Origin of the sequence: Bacillus cereus group sp. N21 (assembly GCF_016483395.1) — a bacterium.
Lineage (GTDB): Bacteria > Bacillota > Bacilli > Bacillales > Bacillaceae_G > Bacillus_A > Bacillus_A pseudomycoides.
Genome location: NZ_JAEHBX010000037.1, coordinates 34,347 through 49,674, shown reverse-complemented (window position 1 = coordinate 49,674; position 15,328 = coordinate 34,347). Strand labels below are relative to the sequence as shown.

Here is a 15,328-nt window from a genome sequence, read left to right as displayed (position 1 = left end):
GAAGGGAGACTTTCACGTTCGGTTCTGTGAGAGGCTCAGGGTGAAATCCCCTGGGCCTACTCGACTATTCCCCACCTACTATTTGTAAATAGCCCATGAGATAATCTCCTTACATACTACATGTGGAGTTTTTTAATCCAAATTTGGCTTCTCCACCAATTTTATTATTTCTCGACAGAAAACTCCCACCTCAAGGAATGGGTAGGACATGGTCCAATGAGTAGGTGGGAGGTGAATGGCGGTTAGGCAAAAGCCTAACGGTTCTCCTTATGGAAGAGTCAGTATGAGGTATCGGAATCCATTCGTTCCTATAGAAGGGAAATGATGCAGTAAGAAGCATTCTTACATATAAGGAATTGTTTCATCATAAAAGTCCGTCCGTATGTATACATTTTTGAAGGGTGACAGAGGGATTTCGACAAAAAAGAAGAAATGATACGAGAGAAGTATTTTTGAGTATATTCCGATATCGTTCTCATACATATCGTGAAAAAAGTATGTAGAAAAACCAAAATAGGAAGTGAGGTGGAAAGTGGTGCTCGTCCATAAAGCGTATAAGTTCCGGATCTACTCTAATGCAGAACAAAAAATACGTATCGCGAAAACAATGGGTTGTTCTCGTTTTGTATTCAATTACTTTTTGGCAAAATGGAATGATAGATATAAAGAAACAGGAAAAGGATTAACCTATGGCACTTGTTCTTCGCAATTACCTGCCCTCAAAAAAGAATTTGTATGGCTCAAAGAAGTGGACAGCACGGCTCTTCAATCTTCTCTTCACAACCTCGCTGACTCGTATTCACGATTCTTCAACAAACAAAACAAAGCACCTCGGTTTAAGTCGAAAAACAATAAAGTCCAATCATATACAACGAAGCACACAAATGGGAACCTCGCGATTGTAGGGAATAAAATAAAGTTACCGAAACTTGGCCTTGTCACGTTTGCCAAAAGTCGTGAGGTAGAAGGACGTATTTTGAGTGCTACTGTCAGAAGGAATCCAAGTGGCTCGTATATATGAACGAATCACAAATGCAAGAACTGATTACTTGCAAAAACTCTCTACGATGATCATCAAAAACCACGATATGATTGGGATAGAAGATTTGCAAGTATCCAATATGTTACAGAATCACAAGCTCGCGAAAGCGATTCAAGAAGTATCTTGGTCACAATTCAGAGCGATGCTTGTGTATAAGGCGGAGTGGTATGGGAAACAAGTCGTCGTCGTATCCAAAACATTCGCCAGCTCTCAACTTTGTTCGCATTGTGGCAACAAAAACAAAGACGTGAAAAATCTGGAATTTCGTGAATGGAAGTGTCTTTCTTGTGGTATGTATCATGATAGAGATGGCAACGCAGGACAAAATTTGAGAAAAGAGGCCTTAAGGCTTCTAACCGTAGGGACTACGGGGATTGCCTACTCATAAAGCTGAGGGATACTTTGGTGTTCGTAGGAATCCCCCACTTCAAACAGTTCGTTAGACTGTTAAGTGGGGGTAGTTCAAACAAGAAACATTACAATTGTCAATTTTATTACAATCATCAGTTTTCGGTCGTTAGCACATTACAAAATGGAGGTTGTTAAAATGAGTGTAAACGTAGAACAAGTTAGATTGGCAAATGATGAGGAAACTTATAGAAAATTAAATATTCATCTTACAGAACCGCAGCAACAAGAGGATGGTATGCGCACAGATGGAAGGGAGGGTTCTTTTGAGTGGTGGTATACTGATGCCGAATTTGAGGACGGAACAACTGTAGTGACTACCTTTTACACCAAAAACCACTTTGATGTTCTTGGACCAGCATGGCCTACAGTCCAAATTGATATTACATATCCTGATGGCACCAAAACCCTTATGTCTTCTCAAGAGGCTAAAGGCAACAGAATAAACGCTAAAAAAGATATTTGTGATGTCAATATCAACAAATCCTACCTCAAATACCAAGATGGACAATATGTCCTTCATTTTGAAGAAGGATATATTAAATATCATGCTGTAATGACGTCAAAATTACCGATGTGGCGTCCAAACACCGGTCATTGGTTCTACGGAGACCAAGATGAGCACTTCTTTGCATGGTTTATTGCTCAACCATCCGCGACAATCGAAGCTAATTTGACTATTGGTGATAAAATGGTTCAATTAAATGGGACTGGTTACCATGATCATAACTGGGGTAATATCGGCATGGAGAAATTGATGAATCATTGGTATTGGGGCAGAGCTAAAGTTGATGGTTTTGACATCATTGCTTGCGACATTATTGCTGAGAAGAATTATAACTACAAAAGGTTGCCTGTGTTTATGTTAGCTAAAGATGGAAAAATAATATCGGACGATCAATCTCTTACTAAAATTCAGAGAGAAGATATTATAGAACATCCAGAAACTAAAAAGTTTATGGATAACCATTTAATATACCTTCAACCTATTTCAAGTTTTGAGTCTTATACAGTAGAATTTATTAGAAATAGGGATATTGTTTCAATAAGTTTATTAGACAATTTGGATTCTACTCAGGCTTTGATAACCAAAAAGTCAGGGGCTAACCCTACCTATACTCGTATCTTAGGGGATGTCCACCTGACTCATGAATTGAATGGTGTGAAAAAAAATTATAAAGCTGAGGGTTTATGGGATCAAATGTTCTTCGGGAATAATAAATATGCTATCATCAACAATTAGCTAAGAGACAATAAATAGCTTCACTTTTCACTCATAATTTGTGAAAGATCAGACTGTTTACAAAACCTTGTTTTTCGAGCCTATCTGGATAGAGCGCTCTTTTTATTTTCTGTTTGTGAAGTTTCGGAATACGAGTTGAAAGCATATTGGTGTCTACTATTATGTCAGTCATACTATGGGGGAGTTCCCGAAGATGAAGTATCAAATGATTGGGGCATTATCGAAGAATGAGATGAACCCATTAAAATTGATGTGAATTCAACCTTTGGCTTCTTTTCAAACGGAATGGGTGCTTATGTAGCAATTGATGGTGAGAATTGTATAAATGAAAATTCAACCTTGTGGTTTAAAAATAAGCCACCTAAGTACAATTTGAATTTCTGGGATGTTGTCGATGAATGGATAGTAATTGGTTTTCAAGTATAATTTGATAATAAATTCTCTACTTAGTTACGATACTTTAAACGCCCAGATAAAAGTGTCATATCGCTCGTGAAATATTATAGAAAAAGCGAATCTAAGGAATTAAACTTTCTTTAGATTCGCTTTTTTATTTTAGATGCTCAAGTTGATAAATTTGTTTTCTTTTAACAAATTAGTATAAAAGGAGGTTGATTTTGAGAACAACAGAGCATGCTAGTATCTTCACTTAATAAGCACGAAGCACATGCAATAAATAATCTTTTCGATTAAGTGGATTATAATCTACTCGTTTTCGCGACGGGAAATTTGATTCGCTTTTACTATATCCGCAAGGTCTAGCGATAAAAACACCTTCGCCTTCAGTGAAAGAATGTAGGCCGCGCTTAAAATTTTCCGTTTTGGCCATAGGCAGAGTTCCTGTTAAATAAAAGGAATTGTTATGCAGTACAGGGTCTTTAAAAGTAGCGTGTATTGCCGATAATTTATACATTGCTGTGCTAATTGAATTTGTTGGTACTGTTAATTCAAATTCATTTACTGGTTCGTATACATTTGTTCCAGCTTGCTTTAAAGCATCCATCAAGACAAGAGGTGTTAGTTTTCTAAAATCACCAGCTGTCGTTACTGGACTTGCATAACCGGTATGGGTTAATGTTACGACAATGTCAGTGACTTCCCATCCATATAAGCCTTGTTTTAACGTTTGGAATACAGTGTCTTCAATGGCTTTATGAAATGCTAAAGGCAATGAGCCAAGCTCGACTTCTAAGTTATAAGTGATACCAGAACCTGGTGCACCAGGCTTCATGTGAAAACCAATTGTTGCATAGAAAGGGTTATTCTTTTCACCCATTATTTCTAGTGCATTTCCGATTCCAATTGGTTTTTCTATACATACAATTCTTGTGTCTGAGAAAGAAACATTTAAATTATATTTTTCCTGTAAAGTTGTTTCAATCACTTCTTTTTGAACTTCACCAAAAAGCCGAATATAGATTTCATTGTGAATATCATCTTTCACTACTTTTATAAGTGGATCTTCTTCTGAGAGTTCTACGAGTGCTTGATATAGGTTGTGATTTTTCCCTTTTGGCCGTGCTTCAATTGCAGCTTCCATTTGAGGTTCTGCAAAGCGAATATCTTTCATTTTATCTGACCATTCACCGATCACGTCGCCGATTCTAATGTCGCTAAGCCCCCATACTTTACAAAACTCTCCCGTGCTAGCAATAGGGGATTGAATAGCACTTCCATTATGAAATATATGAAGCTTTTTGATTTTTTCTTTGTGTGAAAGGGTCTTTAAGTCACTTTGTTTTCGATTAATATCAACATATTTTCTTACGTGTAAACAGCCTGAGAATATTCGTACGTAAGCAATTTTTTCCCCGGTAAGTTCTCTTTCGATTTTAAAAACAATACCAGACAAAGGTGTATTTATATCATTGCCACAATCATTTTTGGGAATCATTACTGAAATACTTTCGAGTAATTCAGTGATTCCTATTCCAGTCATTGCTGAACCGAAAAAGATTGGATATACATTTGCATGCTGAATTTGATCCCATAATTCATTTCTTAAAGTGGCTGTAGTTAATACTTCGCCATTTACATAGGATTCAAGTAACGATTCATTATGTGCTGCTAGAAGTTCAATATATTCATCATATACATCAGCATGTACTTCATTTTGAATCATACATGCATCTTTTGTCCCTTCATTTTTCACTTTATATAATGGAAGTACTTGATTGGTAAGCATTTCCCGTATTTGTTGGATCACTTTAGTAGTTTGGGCACCACTCCGATCAATTTTATTGACGAATAGTATGGTCGGAATGCGCAGTTTCTGCAGAGTTCTCATTAAAATTTTGGTTTGTGCCTGAATGCCCTCAACTGCAGATATAACTAAAACTGCTCCATCTAGAACACGGAAAGATCGCTCCACTTCAGCAATAAAATCCGCATGGCCGGGTGTGTCAATTACATTTACCTTCAGATCATTTATAAAAAATGAAACGACAGATGCTTTAATGGTAATTCCACGTTGTTTTTCTAACTCCATCGAATCTGTTTGTGTGCTTCCTTTATCTACTTGACCGATTTCCTGAATCACATTAGTTTCATAAAGAATACGCTCAGTCAAACTCGTCTTTCCAGCGTCTACATGCGCCACAATCCCTATATTTATTGTTTTCATGTGTTAAAATCCTCATTTCATTTTTCATGTTCATTTCCTCATTTCTTTTCGTAATAAATTGCCGCATTACAATCACTCTCCAGTCTTTTATGATATTTCTATTATAGGGAAATTCGCGTTATTTGTAACGTGATGAAATACTTAATTTTGGAAAATTAGCAGGAGGGCAATACTAAAAGTAAATAAGCAAAAACAAAATGGTTGCATTTTAAAATGTTATCCAGTATATTAATTGACATATCAATTATTGATGTATCAATTGATATTTGAGATCCTTAATAACGGAGGGGTTATTTGACAAATTCATGCTCAAAGGAAGCCATTATTTTATATAAGCTACACTTTCTAAATAAAGAAGTTAGTTCGAAATTTGAGGGGTGTACTGGTATTAGTCAATCAAGACTAGAGCTGTTACACCAACTATATCAAGTTGAAGAAATGAGTCAAAAGGCGCTTCAACAAGAAGTGAATATTGATAACGCGGCGATTACACGACATTTAAAACAGCTTGAAGCAAATGGAATGATTACAAGACGTAAAAATCCAGATGATAACAGGATTACGCTTGTTCGTTTAACGAAGGACGGACGAGATAAAATCCATGCCTTTCAAGAGGAGAAAGAACGATTCGCAGCTTCTACGTTAAAAGATTTTAGTGAAGAAGAGCGAGATAATCTTTTAAATATGTTAAATCGCATGCGAAAAAATATAAATGAAGTCTAAATAAGTGACTGAAAAAGGGAGATTACACCTATGAATAACTTACAAAAAACAAATGATTTTACAGAAATTCTTACGGGACGTCGTTCGATTCGTAAATATGATCCATCAGTGAAAATTAGTAAAGAAGAAATGACAGAAATTCTGACTGAAGCAACACTTGCACCATCTTCAGTTAATATGCAGCCATGGCGCTTTCTTGTTATTGATAGTGCGGAAGGAAAAGCGACACTTGCGCCGCTTGCTAAATTCAATCAGCTTCAAGTAGAAACATCATCAGCTATGATCGCTGTATTTGGTGATTTACAAAACTTTGATAATGCGGAAGAGATTTATGGTACAGCGGTTGAACACGGGTTTATGCCAGCTGAAGTGAAAGAAGCTCAAATGCAAAAGCTTTCCGCTTATTTCTCTATGATTTCACCAGAGGTGATGAAAGATACAGTTTTAATTGATGGTGGTCTTGCATCAATGCAATTTATGCTGGCAGCTCGTGCTCATGGATATGACACATGTCCAATTGGTGGTTTTGAGAAGGATAAAATTGCAGAAGCTTTCGGATTAGATAAAGACCGCTATGTACCAGTTATGTTGATTTCAATTGGAAAAGCAGCTGATAGTGGATACAAATCAGTTCGTCTGCCAATTGATACAATTGCTCAGTGGAAGTAATTTTATAAAGATACGTAGAATATGAGAGGGGAAGCACTATGATTATCATTCACGCAGTATTTCAAGTGGATCCAGCAAAACAACAAGCATTTTTAGAAGAAATTCAACCGTTGATTCATGGTTCAAGAGAAGAAAGTGGAAACGTATCATATGATTTATATAAAGATACTGAAAAAGAAAATGTATATACAATGGTAGAAGTTTGGCAAGATGCAGAAGCGGTTGCTAGCCACAATACGAGTGAACATTTTACTTCTTTTGTTAGTAAAGCAAATCAATTTTTGACAGCACCATTAGATGTTAAAGTTTACGATGGACAACAAGTGAATAATAAATAAGGATTTTAGCACGATAGGTAAAACCTCGATTACTCTAAAAGGGAGTTATCGAGGTTTTATTTTATTTTTTCTTCTTTTTTAACATCTTTTGATAGGTGTAAAGTTTATTTATCTCTTCTTTAAATTGCTGAAAGAGTGCAGTATTCTCTTGATCAGCATATCGTACGGCATTGTACGTTTCTATAATTGTATCGAATTGAATAGAGACATCTTCTTCTCTTTGAATCCGTTCCATCCATGCGTCAACTGTTTCACCACGAGTTCTGTTTAAAGGTGGTTTTAATTTCTTTTCTAGTTTGAAAATTTCTTTGCGAATGGCATTAGTAGGTGGACGTGTAATTCGTCTTTGTTTTTGTAAAATCCCCTCCTCTGTAATAGTTATGTTAGGGTTATAGAAGGAGATGTTTCCTAAATGAAATGATTTTCTTTTTTTGTAAAGCTTCCAAATTACAAATACGGCAAATAGACCGATCAAGGTAGCTGTAATGGATTGAGCAACAAAAGGGTTATAATTTTCACTTGGCGGTATGTCTGTACTGGAACCGCCTAGCTTTTCTATCGCGTCTGTAGCATCATTCGGATTTGTGATAGATAATAAAGCTTCAATGCCATATCCGAAACCAAGTGATACCCAGTATAAAAGATATGAGAGAACAATACGTATATAAGGGATCAACGGCAAGAATAAAAGGCTAGCTGTGCCTATTACTGCGATTGATATAAAACGAACTAATTTTTGATTTTTGTTATAGCTTGTAATCCAAAGCGACAGCAAAATAAACAGAGCGAATAGTCCGAGTTCCCATATAGAAGGCAGTTTCATCGCATGAAGAATAAAGGAGACAATGAACCATAAAAAGGCACCTAGCATTTTATGATATGGTGTAATATCTTCTCTTGCATGTACGATAAAAAAGAAAAACGGAAGTAAGATGGAACTGACAATAGAGAAAATAGAAAATGCGTAACAAAGTATAATTTGTACGAAAAAGAGTACAAGCAAGGCGGTTCGTTTATTAACCCTTATTTTATTGATGAAAATAATGCAAATAAAACTAATAGTCAGGAAGAGTACGATGTGAACAATTGCTCCTCGTTCTGCTAGCATACAAAGAAGGAGTAACAGGATAAAGTCATTAATATAATGGAGCCAAGTTTTCAAGTTGTTCCACCGTCCCTTCATCAGTGATGAGATACGTTTGCTGCATCATATCTGGTAAATTAGCTTTTCTTATTCCGACAAAAAATAGTATTGAGGAACGCTCTTTTTTCCTATTCAAATAGTGCAGGAAACTTTCACGAGGGAGTAAAGTACTATCCTCTGAAATTCGGGCAAGTTCTTCTAATGCTTTCGCATATTGTACATGACCTTCATTTAATGCGAGATGTAAAGGGCCTTCTTCAGTGAATATGCTAACAAATAATTCAAAAGGAATATTTTTCTCTGTTGCAAATTGACATAAATACGTCGTGTAAGAAATAAGATCCTCGATATTTTCTTTCCAACCAAACCCACGATCTGCTCCTAAGCAAAGAGAAATTGTCCAGCTGTAATTTTTTATCGCTTCATATTGTTTCGCTTGTAAACTTTGCATTTTAGCAGATGCTTTCCAATGAATGGAGCGGAATGATTCTCTTTCATATTGTTTTATGCCAACAATAGAGGATTCATCATGAAAATAGGAAAAGTTTGTTTTATAAGTACCGATTGCCAATTGATGTATCTCCTGTAAACCTGCAACACGTTTTAACGTAGGGTAAACAATAATTTCAGTCTTCAATTTGTCTACAGTAGGTAGATGAACTTGAATGATATGAAATGGGTCACCTATAATGCATTCAAACTGCTCAATTTTAAAAACACCACGTTTTGTAGCGGTAAACGATAATTCCCATTTTTGTTCTGACTTTGCAGGTTGTGAAAATCGAAAGGAAAATAAAGTTTTAGATATTTGCTCAACGCCAGTAGTCGTATGTGGAACTAAGGTTGGGTTAATATGTAAAAAACAACTTCCATTTACTAAAGGAAGTTTTGCTTTATTTTGCAAATGAATCGATAAATTTCCTGTTTCATCGGGAAATAAACGTGATGTTTGTTTTTTATCGATAATTTGAAAGTGTCGATCTATATAAGCGGTATATCGATAAATAAAATAAGCAAACAAATAGTAAAACAAAAATGGAAAAACTAAAAATGAACTAGGTACATAGAAGGCTAGAAATAGAGCTACTGGAATTGTTAATTTAATAATATGATGCTGGAAAAATAATGGAACAGTTACGATGCGTGTATAATTCATGATTGCTCAATCTCCACAGGAACGTCCACTTCAGTTAAAATACTTTCAATTAACTTCTGTTTTGTTGTTCGCAGCGCACCCTCCATTGATAAAATGAGACGATGTTTCCATACGTAAGGAAGTAAGAATTGTATATCTTCAGGCGTACAGTATTCACGACCATGTAAAAAGGCCAATGCTTGTATCGCCCTGACTAAGGCAAGTGTTGCACGCGGGCTGACACCGTTGGCGATATAATCATGATTTCGTGTAGCGTTGGCTAGTTGAATGATATAGTGCTCTAACGATTCAGATACGTATATTTCTTTTGCTTTTTGTTGTACTTGTAAAATTTCTTCTAAAGTTATAACGGGGCGAATGGCATCTAAAGGCTTGTTATTTCGAAAACGGCGCATCATTTTTAGTTCATCTTCTGGAGAAGGATAGCCAATTGAAATGGTCATTAAAAAACGATCTAGCTGTGCATCCGGAAGAGGAAAAGTCCCTTGTGATTCAATTGGATTTTGCGTTGCAATAACAAAGAAAGGTTTAGGAAGAGGCGTGGACTGTTTTTCGAGCGTTACTTGGCGCTCTTCCATTGCTTCTAATAAACTAGATTGTGTTCTAGGCATAGCCCGGTTTATTTCATCTGCTAGCAATATATTTGTCATGACTGGCCCAAATCTTAATTCAAATTCACTCGTTTTAGGATTGAAATATTCAATTCCTGTCACGTCACTCGGAAGTACATCGGGAGTGAATTGAACACGAGAAAATCCGCCGCCAATACTTTTTGCAATTGTTTTAGCGAGTAATGTTTTGCCAGTACCAGGCACATCCTCAAGTAACACATGACCATCAGCAAGTAATGAAACTAGGAGTAAATCAACCACGTTTTCTTTTCCGACGAAAACAGAGCTTATATTTTCTTTTAATTTATTTATCATATGTATCATCCTTTCAAAAAGTAGGCAATTGTATTGTTATATTTTAACAAATTTTTCTGAAAATTAATATAATAATATTTTTGTATAGAATAAATATAAAATCTAAAAAAATAACTTCGTTTTTAGTTGTATTTATTTGGAATAAGATATACAATATCGATATACGATGTATCGTAAGTCGATATATCGTACACCGATGTATCGGAGGTAGTTATAATGAGTGTGAAAGCGCAGAAATATATTCCATTAACAGAGGCGACGTATTATATTTTGTTGTCATTAGTAAAGCCTATGCATGGTTATGGGATTATGCAGATGGTGGAAGAAATGACAAATGGGGAAGTAAAGCTCGGGCCTGGTACGTTATATGGGAACACGACAAAGTTATTGAAAGAAAAACTAATTGTAGAAGTAGCGTCTACAGATAGAAAGAAGTGTTACGTTTTAACTCCGTTTGGTAGAGACGTGTTAGAACTTGAATTTAAAAGGTTACAACGTTCTGTTCAAAATGGGGAAAATATTCTAGGGGAGTGAAGATAGTATGGAAATAAAGAAAACATTAAAATTTTTTGCGGCGTGGAACCTAGAAAAAGAAGAAGCGTATTTAAGAAAAATGCACCAAAAGGGCTGGGCATTCCAAAACTACAATTTTATGTACACATTTAAGAAAACGGAGCCGAAGGATGTTGTTTATAAAGCCGATTTCAAACTAGATAATCGAAACTCACAAATGAATCAAAAAGAATACATTGAAATATATGAGATGTCTGGCTGGAAGCATGTCACAAGCTTTACGAAATGGCACTATTTTTCTAAAGAAGTAACGGATGATAATGAATTACCTGATATTTATTCGGAAAAAGAAACAAAGATTGAAAAGCTTATGGATTTAATGAGATTTTTTGGAATTATCTTTGTCATTGAGATGCTAGGGATGTATTTGAATTACTTAGGACCTTCAGCAGCCAATAGTCCCATTTGGATAAAACTTGTGGTGGGGCTTTGCGGGTGTATAAATGTGTATGTATTTGTAAGGTTATTTTGGAAGATACGAAAATTTAAAAAAGAGGTTTTGTGAACGACTAGGTTCCAAAAAAGTACAGTTTCATTTCACTGAGTGTTACTTTAAACAGTTTTTGATGAAGTGTACTATTACATAATTGGTTTACTTGTGTGAAAAGAGAAAGTAATTTTACAGTGAGTTGAAAGAATAGATGAAGAATAAAATTAAAAACGTTACTTGGAAAACAAGTGGCGTTTTTTATTGATTTCAGAAAGAGTTGTAAGGAAATTTTATAGGAGTATATGTAATTTTTTATTTATTTTTCTGAAAGATAAGATTATTCTGTTATAATTATTCGTAAATGGGATTAATTGTATGTGAATATGGTTAGGGGGAAGAAATGTGCAAAGGGTATATAAACTGACATTGATATGTATCATTTTTATTTTTTGTAATGCTTGTAGTACACAAACAGAAACAACGAAAACAGAGAACAAGAATGTAAGTCAGAAAGAAAGTAAGAAAATAGATAATGAAAAACAAGTTGTTCATTCTATTCCTGTTACATTTGAAGAAATGACGAAATATCCGAATGGAAAATATAACGGGAAGTATAAAGTGGGGTTATTAGACATATCGAAAGAATCGGAACCGATTATGAAAGAGGCGGCTCGTGATACGGAATCGAATATAAAATCTGCCGATTTGAAGAATAAATCTAATAGTGAGCAAGCGGACTTATATGTACATATGATGTATAGCTTGTTAAAACAGGAGATTATACCATTTGATAAAATGCCATTACAAATTTTAGAAATAGGCAGAGTTGAGGATGAAGAAAAGAAAAGCAATGGAACGAAGGGAGAGCAAAAAAATAAAGAGGATAGGGGAAACTATAATATTGAAATACTATTAGATGCGAGTGGGAGTATGGCTGGTAAAATCGATGGAAAAATGAAGATGGATATTGCAAAAGAGGCAATTCAGCAATTTGTTTCTGATTTACCAGAGGCTGTTAATGTTTCGTTACGAGTATATGGACATAAAGGATCAAATGATGAGAAGGATAAAACGGCTTCATGCGGAGCGATTGAAAATATATATACATTACAAAAGTATAATTAAACAACGTTCCGTCAATCATTAGATGGATTTCAACCCGTAGGATGGACACCGCTTGCTGAAGCAATTAAAAAATCGACAGAAACGTTCCAATCTGCAAAAGAAAATGATAAAAATATAATTTATATTGTAAGCGATGGAGTGGAAACATGTGGAGGAAATCCAGTTGAAGAGGCTCAGAAAGTTTCGAATTCAAACATAAAACCTATTATGAATATTATTGGATTTCAAGTAGATCATGAAGCAGAAAAACAATTAAAAGAGATCGCGGAAGTAAGTAAGGGGAAATACGTACTAGCAAATAATGCAAAAGAGTTACAAGATCAGTTTAAAGAAACAGGCAAAGATATTACGAGTCGTAGATTAAAGGCTGGTGGAGCTCAAGTAGATTTAAATATGGCTAGCGTCAGTGATAAAATGAAACTTGATGAATATGAACGGAAAACGAAAGAAAATATAAGAAGCGTTCAGATTGCTATGAAGCATACAGTTACAATTCTACATAAAGACGAAAAAATGAGTCAACAATTAGCTGATGAAATAGAGAAAAGGATAAACGATTTAACTGAGAAGCAGGATAAACAAGTGGAAATGGCATATAGTCACTTCCAAGAAAAAATAAAAAAGCATTATGAAGAGATGAGTAGGTCGATTAAAAGCGAGTAATTGATAGATAATCCAAAAGGTAATGAGGGATTTTATGTTACCTTTTGGATTAGGAAATATGAATCAAGTTTCCAAGTGTTAGAATGATTGGTTTTGCGCAGGTTTAATAAATTGTTCTGGGTTCTCAACAAGCCCGCATACTGCACATTGGACACGATAGGAAGGTCCTTGATATGCCATATGAAAAGCATTCATTGTTTCGTTCGTATATTCTTCTTCAATTTGACCAGTTTGTGGATTTAATTTTACTGGTTTTATTTGCTGCTCAAGAATATTAAAGCGAGTGCGATTTGTTTTACAACTTGGGCAAAGCATTGGTTCCATATGTATACACCTCCATTTTTAGCATCTCTTTATATGAAGAAATTTATTCAAAAGCAAAAGTTATTGATGTACAAGCAATTATATTTAACCATCCCTGTAAAAAAAAAGTTTCTCAACATAAATCGTTGATTATTATATTTAAAATTCAGAAAAGATAAAATATAATAAAAGTATGAACTGGTTATGTCCAAACCAATCTCCTGTTTTATGCCAATATGTTTGAGACCGAGAAATCGGTCTTCTTTTTTTGTTTATAATTATGAATACTGTCATATAAACAAGGTTTTCTGCGTCCTTTGTCGAATTTTTAGAAGAGAATTTGAAAGGGGATTACAATGAACTTAAAAATGAAATATGTCATTTTATATGTGGAACGATATGAAGAATGTCTTCGGTTTTATAAAGATCTTTTATGCTTACCGATAAAAGGCGAACATGGTACATACATTGAGTTTGATACCGGAGCAACAATTTTAGCGATGAATAGTAGAGAGGATGTACGAGAGTTAACGGGATTATCAATTCCAAAGGGTGAATCAGAATCCTCTAATTTTGAAATTGGATTTGTTGTGGAGGATGTTAACGAAACGATTTCGGGATTAAGAGAAAAAGGTGTAAAGGTATTAGTGGAGCCAATAACGAAACCATGGGGGCAAACCATTGCTTATATGTCTGATCCAGATGGTAATTACATAGAAATTTGTAACTCATTAGAGTAGAGGGAGAAAAGAGAATGGGATTTCCAATCTTAGAAACTGAGCGTTTAAAATTAAGGGAATTAACATTATTAGACGCTGAAACAATGTTTTATTATTTTGAGAAGGAATCTGTTATCCGTTACTTTGGTATGGACTCTTTTCAAAATATGGAACAAGTGAAAAATACGATTCAAACTTTTAGAAAAAGGTATGAAGAGGGAAATGTTTTACGCTGGGGGATAGAGCTAAAAGGAACAAATCAATTAATTGGTACATGTGGATTTCACTTAATCAATCCAAATCATAAGAGAGCCGAAATTGGCTATGAATTAGATGATACATATTGGGGAAAAGGGTATGCATCTGAGGCTTTACAGGCAATTCTTACATATGGATTTGAAACACTACAGCTAATAAGGATTGCAGCAGTTGTTTATACAGAAAATGAGGCTTCACATCGATTACTGAAAAGAGCTGGTTTTCAGGAAGAAGGATTACTTCGAAAATATATGATTCAAAATGGTGTAGCTCATGATACTGTAATCTATTCATTATTAGAAGAAGAGTGGAAAAGATAATGAATTCAAACGAATTAGTAAAAGTGATTGCTGAAAATACAAGTAATCGTTTTATTCTAGGTATAGATGGTCTGAGTCGTTCGGGAGAAACAACATTAGTCAAGCAGCTAGAAGACGAATTGAAACAAAAAGATATTCCATTTCATATTTTTCATATTGATGATCATATTGTGGAGCGTAGCAAGCGCTATAATACGAAACATGAAGAATGGTATGAGTATTATCAACTACAATGGGATGTTGAATGGTTGCAACAGCATTTGTTTCATAAATTAAGAATGGCAAATCAGCTAAACATTCCGTTCTATGATCATCAAACGGATTTCTGTGAAATGAGAGAGCTAATCATACCTAATCCTTGTGTGATCGTAATTGAAGGAATATTTCTTCAGCGTAAAGAGTGGCGAGAATACTTTGATTACATGGTGTATTTGGATTGCCCAAGGGAACAAAGGTTTCTTCGTGAAAATGAAGAAACACAAAAGAATCTCCTAAAGTTTGAACATAGATATTGGAAAGCGGAAGATTTTTATTTAAAAACGGAATTTCCGAAGCAAAATGCTAATTTAGTTATAAAATGAATGTTCCTACCCATTCATAGATAATTATAATTGTTAAAAAGCTAGCAAAATGCTAGCTTTTTGTATTTCTAATATTTGTATCAT

At 34.9% G+C, this 15,328-nt stretch carries 15 protein-coding genes and 2 pseudogenes; 12 read left to right on the top strand and 5 right to left on the bottom strand.

Going from position 1 to position 15,328, the window contains the following annotated elements; all coding sequences use genetic code 11:
• Nucleotides 1-535: 535 nt before the first annotated feature.
• Together JDS96_RS19455 and JDS96_RS19450 are read left to right on the top strand one after the other, a co-directional pair.
• Nucleotides 536-1,430, top strand: a pseudogene (locus tag JDS96_RS19455) (RNA-guided endonuclease TnpB family protein).
• A 159-nt stretch (nt 1,431-1,589) separates the two neighbouring features.
• Nucleotides 1,590-2,693, top strand: a complete 1,104-nt coding sequence (locus JDS96_RS19450; protein ID WP_199667745.1) for a lipocalin-like domain-containing protein — start codon at nt 1,590-1,592, stop codon at nt 2,691-2,693.
• Nucleotides 2,694-3,342: 649 nt separating this feature from the next.
• On the opposite strand, the gene tet is transcribed toward JDS96_RS19450, so the two are convergent.
• The gene (tet, locus tag JDS96_RS19445; protein ID WP_199667744.1) at nt 3,343-5,316 is read right to left on the bottom strand and encodes a tetracycline resistance ribosomal protection protein; all 1,974 of its coding nucleotides are present in this window, start codon (nt 5,314-5,316) and stop codon (nt 3,343-3,345) included.
• Nucleotides 5,317-5,610: 294 nt separating this feature from the next.
• On the opposite strand from tet, the gene JDS96_RS19440 reads away from it, so the two are divergent.
• From JDS96_RS19440 to JDS96_RS19430, 3 genes are read left to right on the top strand one after another with little or no spacing between them, the layout of a single operon-like run.
• On the top strand, nt 5,611-6,039 hold the full coding sequence (locus tag JDS96_RS19440; protein WP_199667743.1) for a MarR family winged helix-turn-helix transcriptional regulator: 429 nt from the start codon (nt 5,611-5,613) through the stop codon (nt 6,037-6,039).
• Nucleotides 6,040-6,069: 30 nt separating this feature from the next.
• Nucleotides 6,070-6,708 (top strand): nitroreductase family protein, encoded by a 639-nt coding sequence (locus JDS96_RS19435; RefSeq protein ID WP_199667742.1) that lies wholly within the window; start codon nt 6,070-6,072, stop codon nt 6,706-6,708.
• A gap of 38 nt (nt 6,709-6,746) precedes the next feature.
• On the top strand, nt 6,747-7,046 hold the full coding sequence (locus tag JDS96_RS19430; RefSeq protein WP_006095185.1) for a putative quinol monooxygenase: 300 nt from the start codon (nt 6,747-6,749) through the stop codon (nt 7,044-7,046).
• A gap of 61 nt (nt 7,047-7,107) precedes the next feature.
• Here JDS96_RS19430 and JDS96_RS19425 read toward each other — a convergent pair whose 3' ends face one another.
• Genes JDS96_RS19425 through JDS96_RS19415 form a run of 3 tightly spaced genes read right to left on the bottom strand, consistent with a single transcriptional unit; the run spans nt 7,108 to nt 10,272 of the window.
• Complete coding sequence (locus JDS96_RS19425; protein WP_199667741.1) at nt 7,108-8,208, bottom strand: DUF4018 domain-containing protein; 1,101 nt, start codon at nt 8,206-8,208, stop codon at nt 7,108-7,110.
• Nucleotides 8,183-9,346, bottom strand: a complete 1,164-nt coding sequence (locus JDS96_RS19420) for a DUF58 domain-containing protein (protein ID WP_199667740.1) — start codon at nt 9,344-9,346, stop codon at nt 8,183-8,185. The genes JDS96_RS19425 and JDS96_RS19420 overlap by 26 nt, the downstream gene beginning before the upstream one ends.
• On the bottom strand, nt 9,343-10,272 hold the full coding sequence (locus JDS96_RS19415; protein ID WP_199667739.1) for an AAA family ATPase: 930 nt from the start codon (nt 10,270-10,272) through the stop codon (nt 9,343-9,345). Before JDS96_RS19415 ends, JDS96_RS19420 begins: the two co-directional genes overlap by 4 nt.
• A gap of 216 nt (nt 10,273-10,488) precedes the next feature.
• Between JDS96_RS19415 and JDS96_RS19410 the strand changes: the two genes are divergently transcribed.
• The 4 genes and pseudogenes from JDS96_RS19410 to JDS96_RS19395 all read left to right on the top strand — a co-directional run.
• Nucleotides 10,489-10,806 carry a PadR family transcriptional regulator gene (locus tag JDS96_RS19410; RefSeq protein ID WP_199667738.1) on the top strand — a complete coding sequence of 106 codons (318 nt, stop codon included), beginning with the start codon at nt 10,489-10,491 and terminating at the stop codon, nt 10,804-10,806.
• A gap of 7 nt (nt 10,807-10,813) precedes the next feature.
• Complete coding sequence (locus JDS96_RS19405) at nt 10,814-11,350, top strand: DUF2812 domain-containing protein (RefSeq protein ID WP_006095180.1); 537 nt, start codon at nt 10,814-10,816, stop codon at nt 11,348-11,350.
• A 327-nt stretch (nt 11,351-11,677) separates the two neighbouring features.
• Nucleotides 11,678-12,400 carry a vWA domain-containing protein gene (locus JDS96_RS19400; RefSeq protein ID WP_199667737.1) on the top strand — a complete coding sequence of 241 codons (723 nt, stop codon included), beginning with the start codon at nt 11,678-11,680 and terminating at the stop codon, nt 12,398-12,400.
• A gap of 42 nt (nt 12,401-12,442) precedes the next feature.
• Nucleotides 12,443-13,063 (top strand): annotated as a pseudogene (locus JDS96_RS19395) (vWA domain-containing protein); the annotation flags it as partial.
• A 78-nt stretch (nt 13,064-13,141) separates the two neighbouring features.
• Here JDS96_RS19395 and JDS96_RS19390 read toward each other — a convergent pair.
• Entirely contained in the window at nt 13,142-13,387 is a 246-nt protein-coding gene (locus JDS96_RS19390) for a hypothetical protein (protein WP_003198313.1), read from the bottom strand.
• Between the two features lie 335 nt (nt 13,388-13,722).
• Here JDS96_RS19390 and JDS96_RS19385 point away from each other — a divergent pair, with 335 nt between their 5' ends.
• The 3 genes from JDS96_RS19385 to JDS96_RS19375 are packed head-to-tail and all read left to right on the top strand — an operon-like array spanning nt 13,723 to nt 15,244.
• Nucleotides 13,723-14,106, top strand: coding sequence for a VOC family protein (locus JDS96_RS19385; RefSeq protein ID WP_199667736.1), 384 nt, complete (start codon nt 13,723-13,725; stop codon nt 14,104-14,106).
• 14 nt (nt 14,107-14,120) lie between these two features.
• The gene (locus tag JDS96_RS19380) at nt 14,121-14,663 is read left to right on the top strand and encodes a GNAT family N-acetyltransferase (RefSeq protein ID WP_199667735.1); all 543 of its coding nucleotides are present in this window, start codon (nt 14,121-14,123) and stop codon (nt 14,661-14,663) included.
• Nucleotides 14,663-15,244 carry a kinase gene (locus JDS96_RS19375; RefSeq protein ID WP_199667734.1) on the top strand — a complete coding sequence of 194 codons (582 nt, stop codon included), beginning with the start codon at nt 14,663-14,665 and terminating at the stop codon, nt 15,242-15,244. Before JDS96_RS19380 ends, JDS96_RS19375 begins: the two co-directional genes overlap by 1 nt.
• Nucleotides 15,245-15,328 lie beyond the last annotated feature (84 nt).

What these genes read in the sequence shown, in the direction of transcription:
- JDS96_RS19450 (WP_199667745.1), top strand. Translation starts at nt 1,590, where the DNA reads ATGAGTGTAAACGTAGAACAAGTTAGATTGGCAAATGATGAGGAAACT.
- tet (WP_199667744.1), bottom strand. Translation starts at nt 5,316, where the DNA reads ATGAAAACAATAAATATAGGGATTGTGGCGCATGTAGACGCTGGAAAG.
- JDS96_RS19435 (WP_199667742.1), top strand. Translation starts at nt 6,070, where the DNA reads ATGAATAACTTACAAAAAACAAATGATTTTACAGAAATTCTTACGGGA.
- JDS96_RS19430 (WP_006095185.1), top strand. Translation starts at nt 6,747, where the DNA reads ATGATTATCATTCACGCAGTATTTCAAGTGGATCCAGCAAAACAACAA.
- JDS96_RS19420 (WP_199667740.1), bottom strand. Translation starts at nt 9,346, where the DNA reads ATGAATTATACACGCATCGTAACTGTTCCATTATTTTTCCAGCATCAT.
- JDS96_RS19415 (WP_199667739.1), bottom strand. Translation starts at nt 10,272, where the DNA reads ATGATAAATAAATTAAAAGAAAATATAAGCTCTGTTTTCGTCGGAAAA.
- JDS96_RS19410 (WP_199667738.1), top strand. Translation starts at nt 10,489, where the DNA reads ATGAGTGTGAAAGCGCAGAAATATATTCCATTAACAGAGGCGACGTAT.
- JDS96_RS19405 (WP_006095180.1), top strand. Translation starts at nt 10,814, where the DNA reads ATGGAAATAAAGAAAACATTAAAATTTTTTGCGGCGTGGAACCTAGAA.
- JDS96_RS19390 (WP_003198313.1), bottom strand. Translation starts at nt 13,387, where the DNA reads ATGGAACCAATGCTTTGCCCAAGTTGTAAAACAAATCGCACTCGCTTT.
- JDS96_RS19385 (WP_199667736.1), top strand. Translation starts at nt 13,723, where the DNA reads ATGAACTTAAAAATGAAATATGTCATTTTATATGTGGAACGATATGAA.
- JDS96_RS19380 (WP_199667735.1), top strand. Translation starts at nt 14,121, where the DNA reads ATGGGATTTCCAATCTTAGAAACTGAGCGTTTAAAATTAAGGGAATTA.
- JDS96_RS19375 (WP_199667734.1), top strand. Translation starts at nt 14,663, where the DNA reads ATGAATTCAAACGAATTAGTAAAAGTGATTGCTGAAAATACAAGTAAT.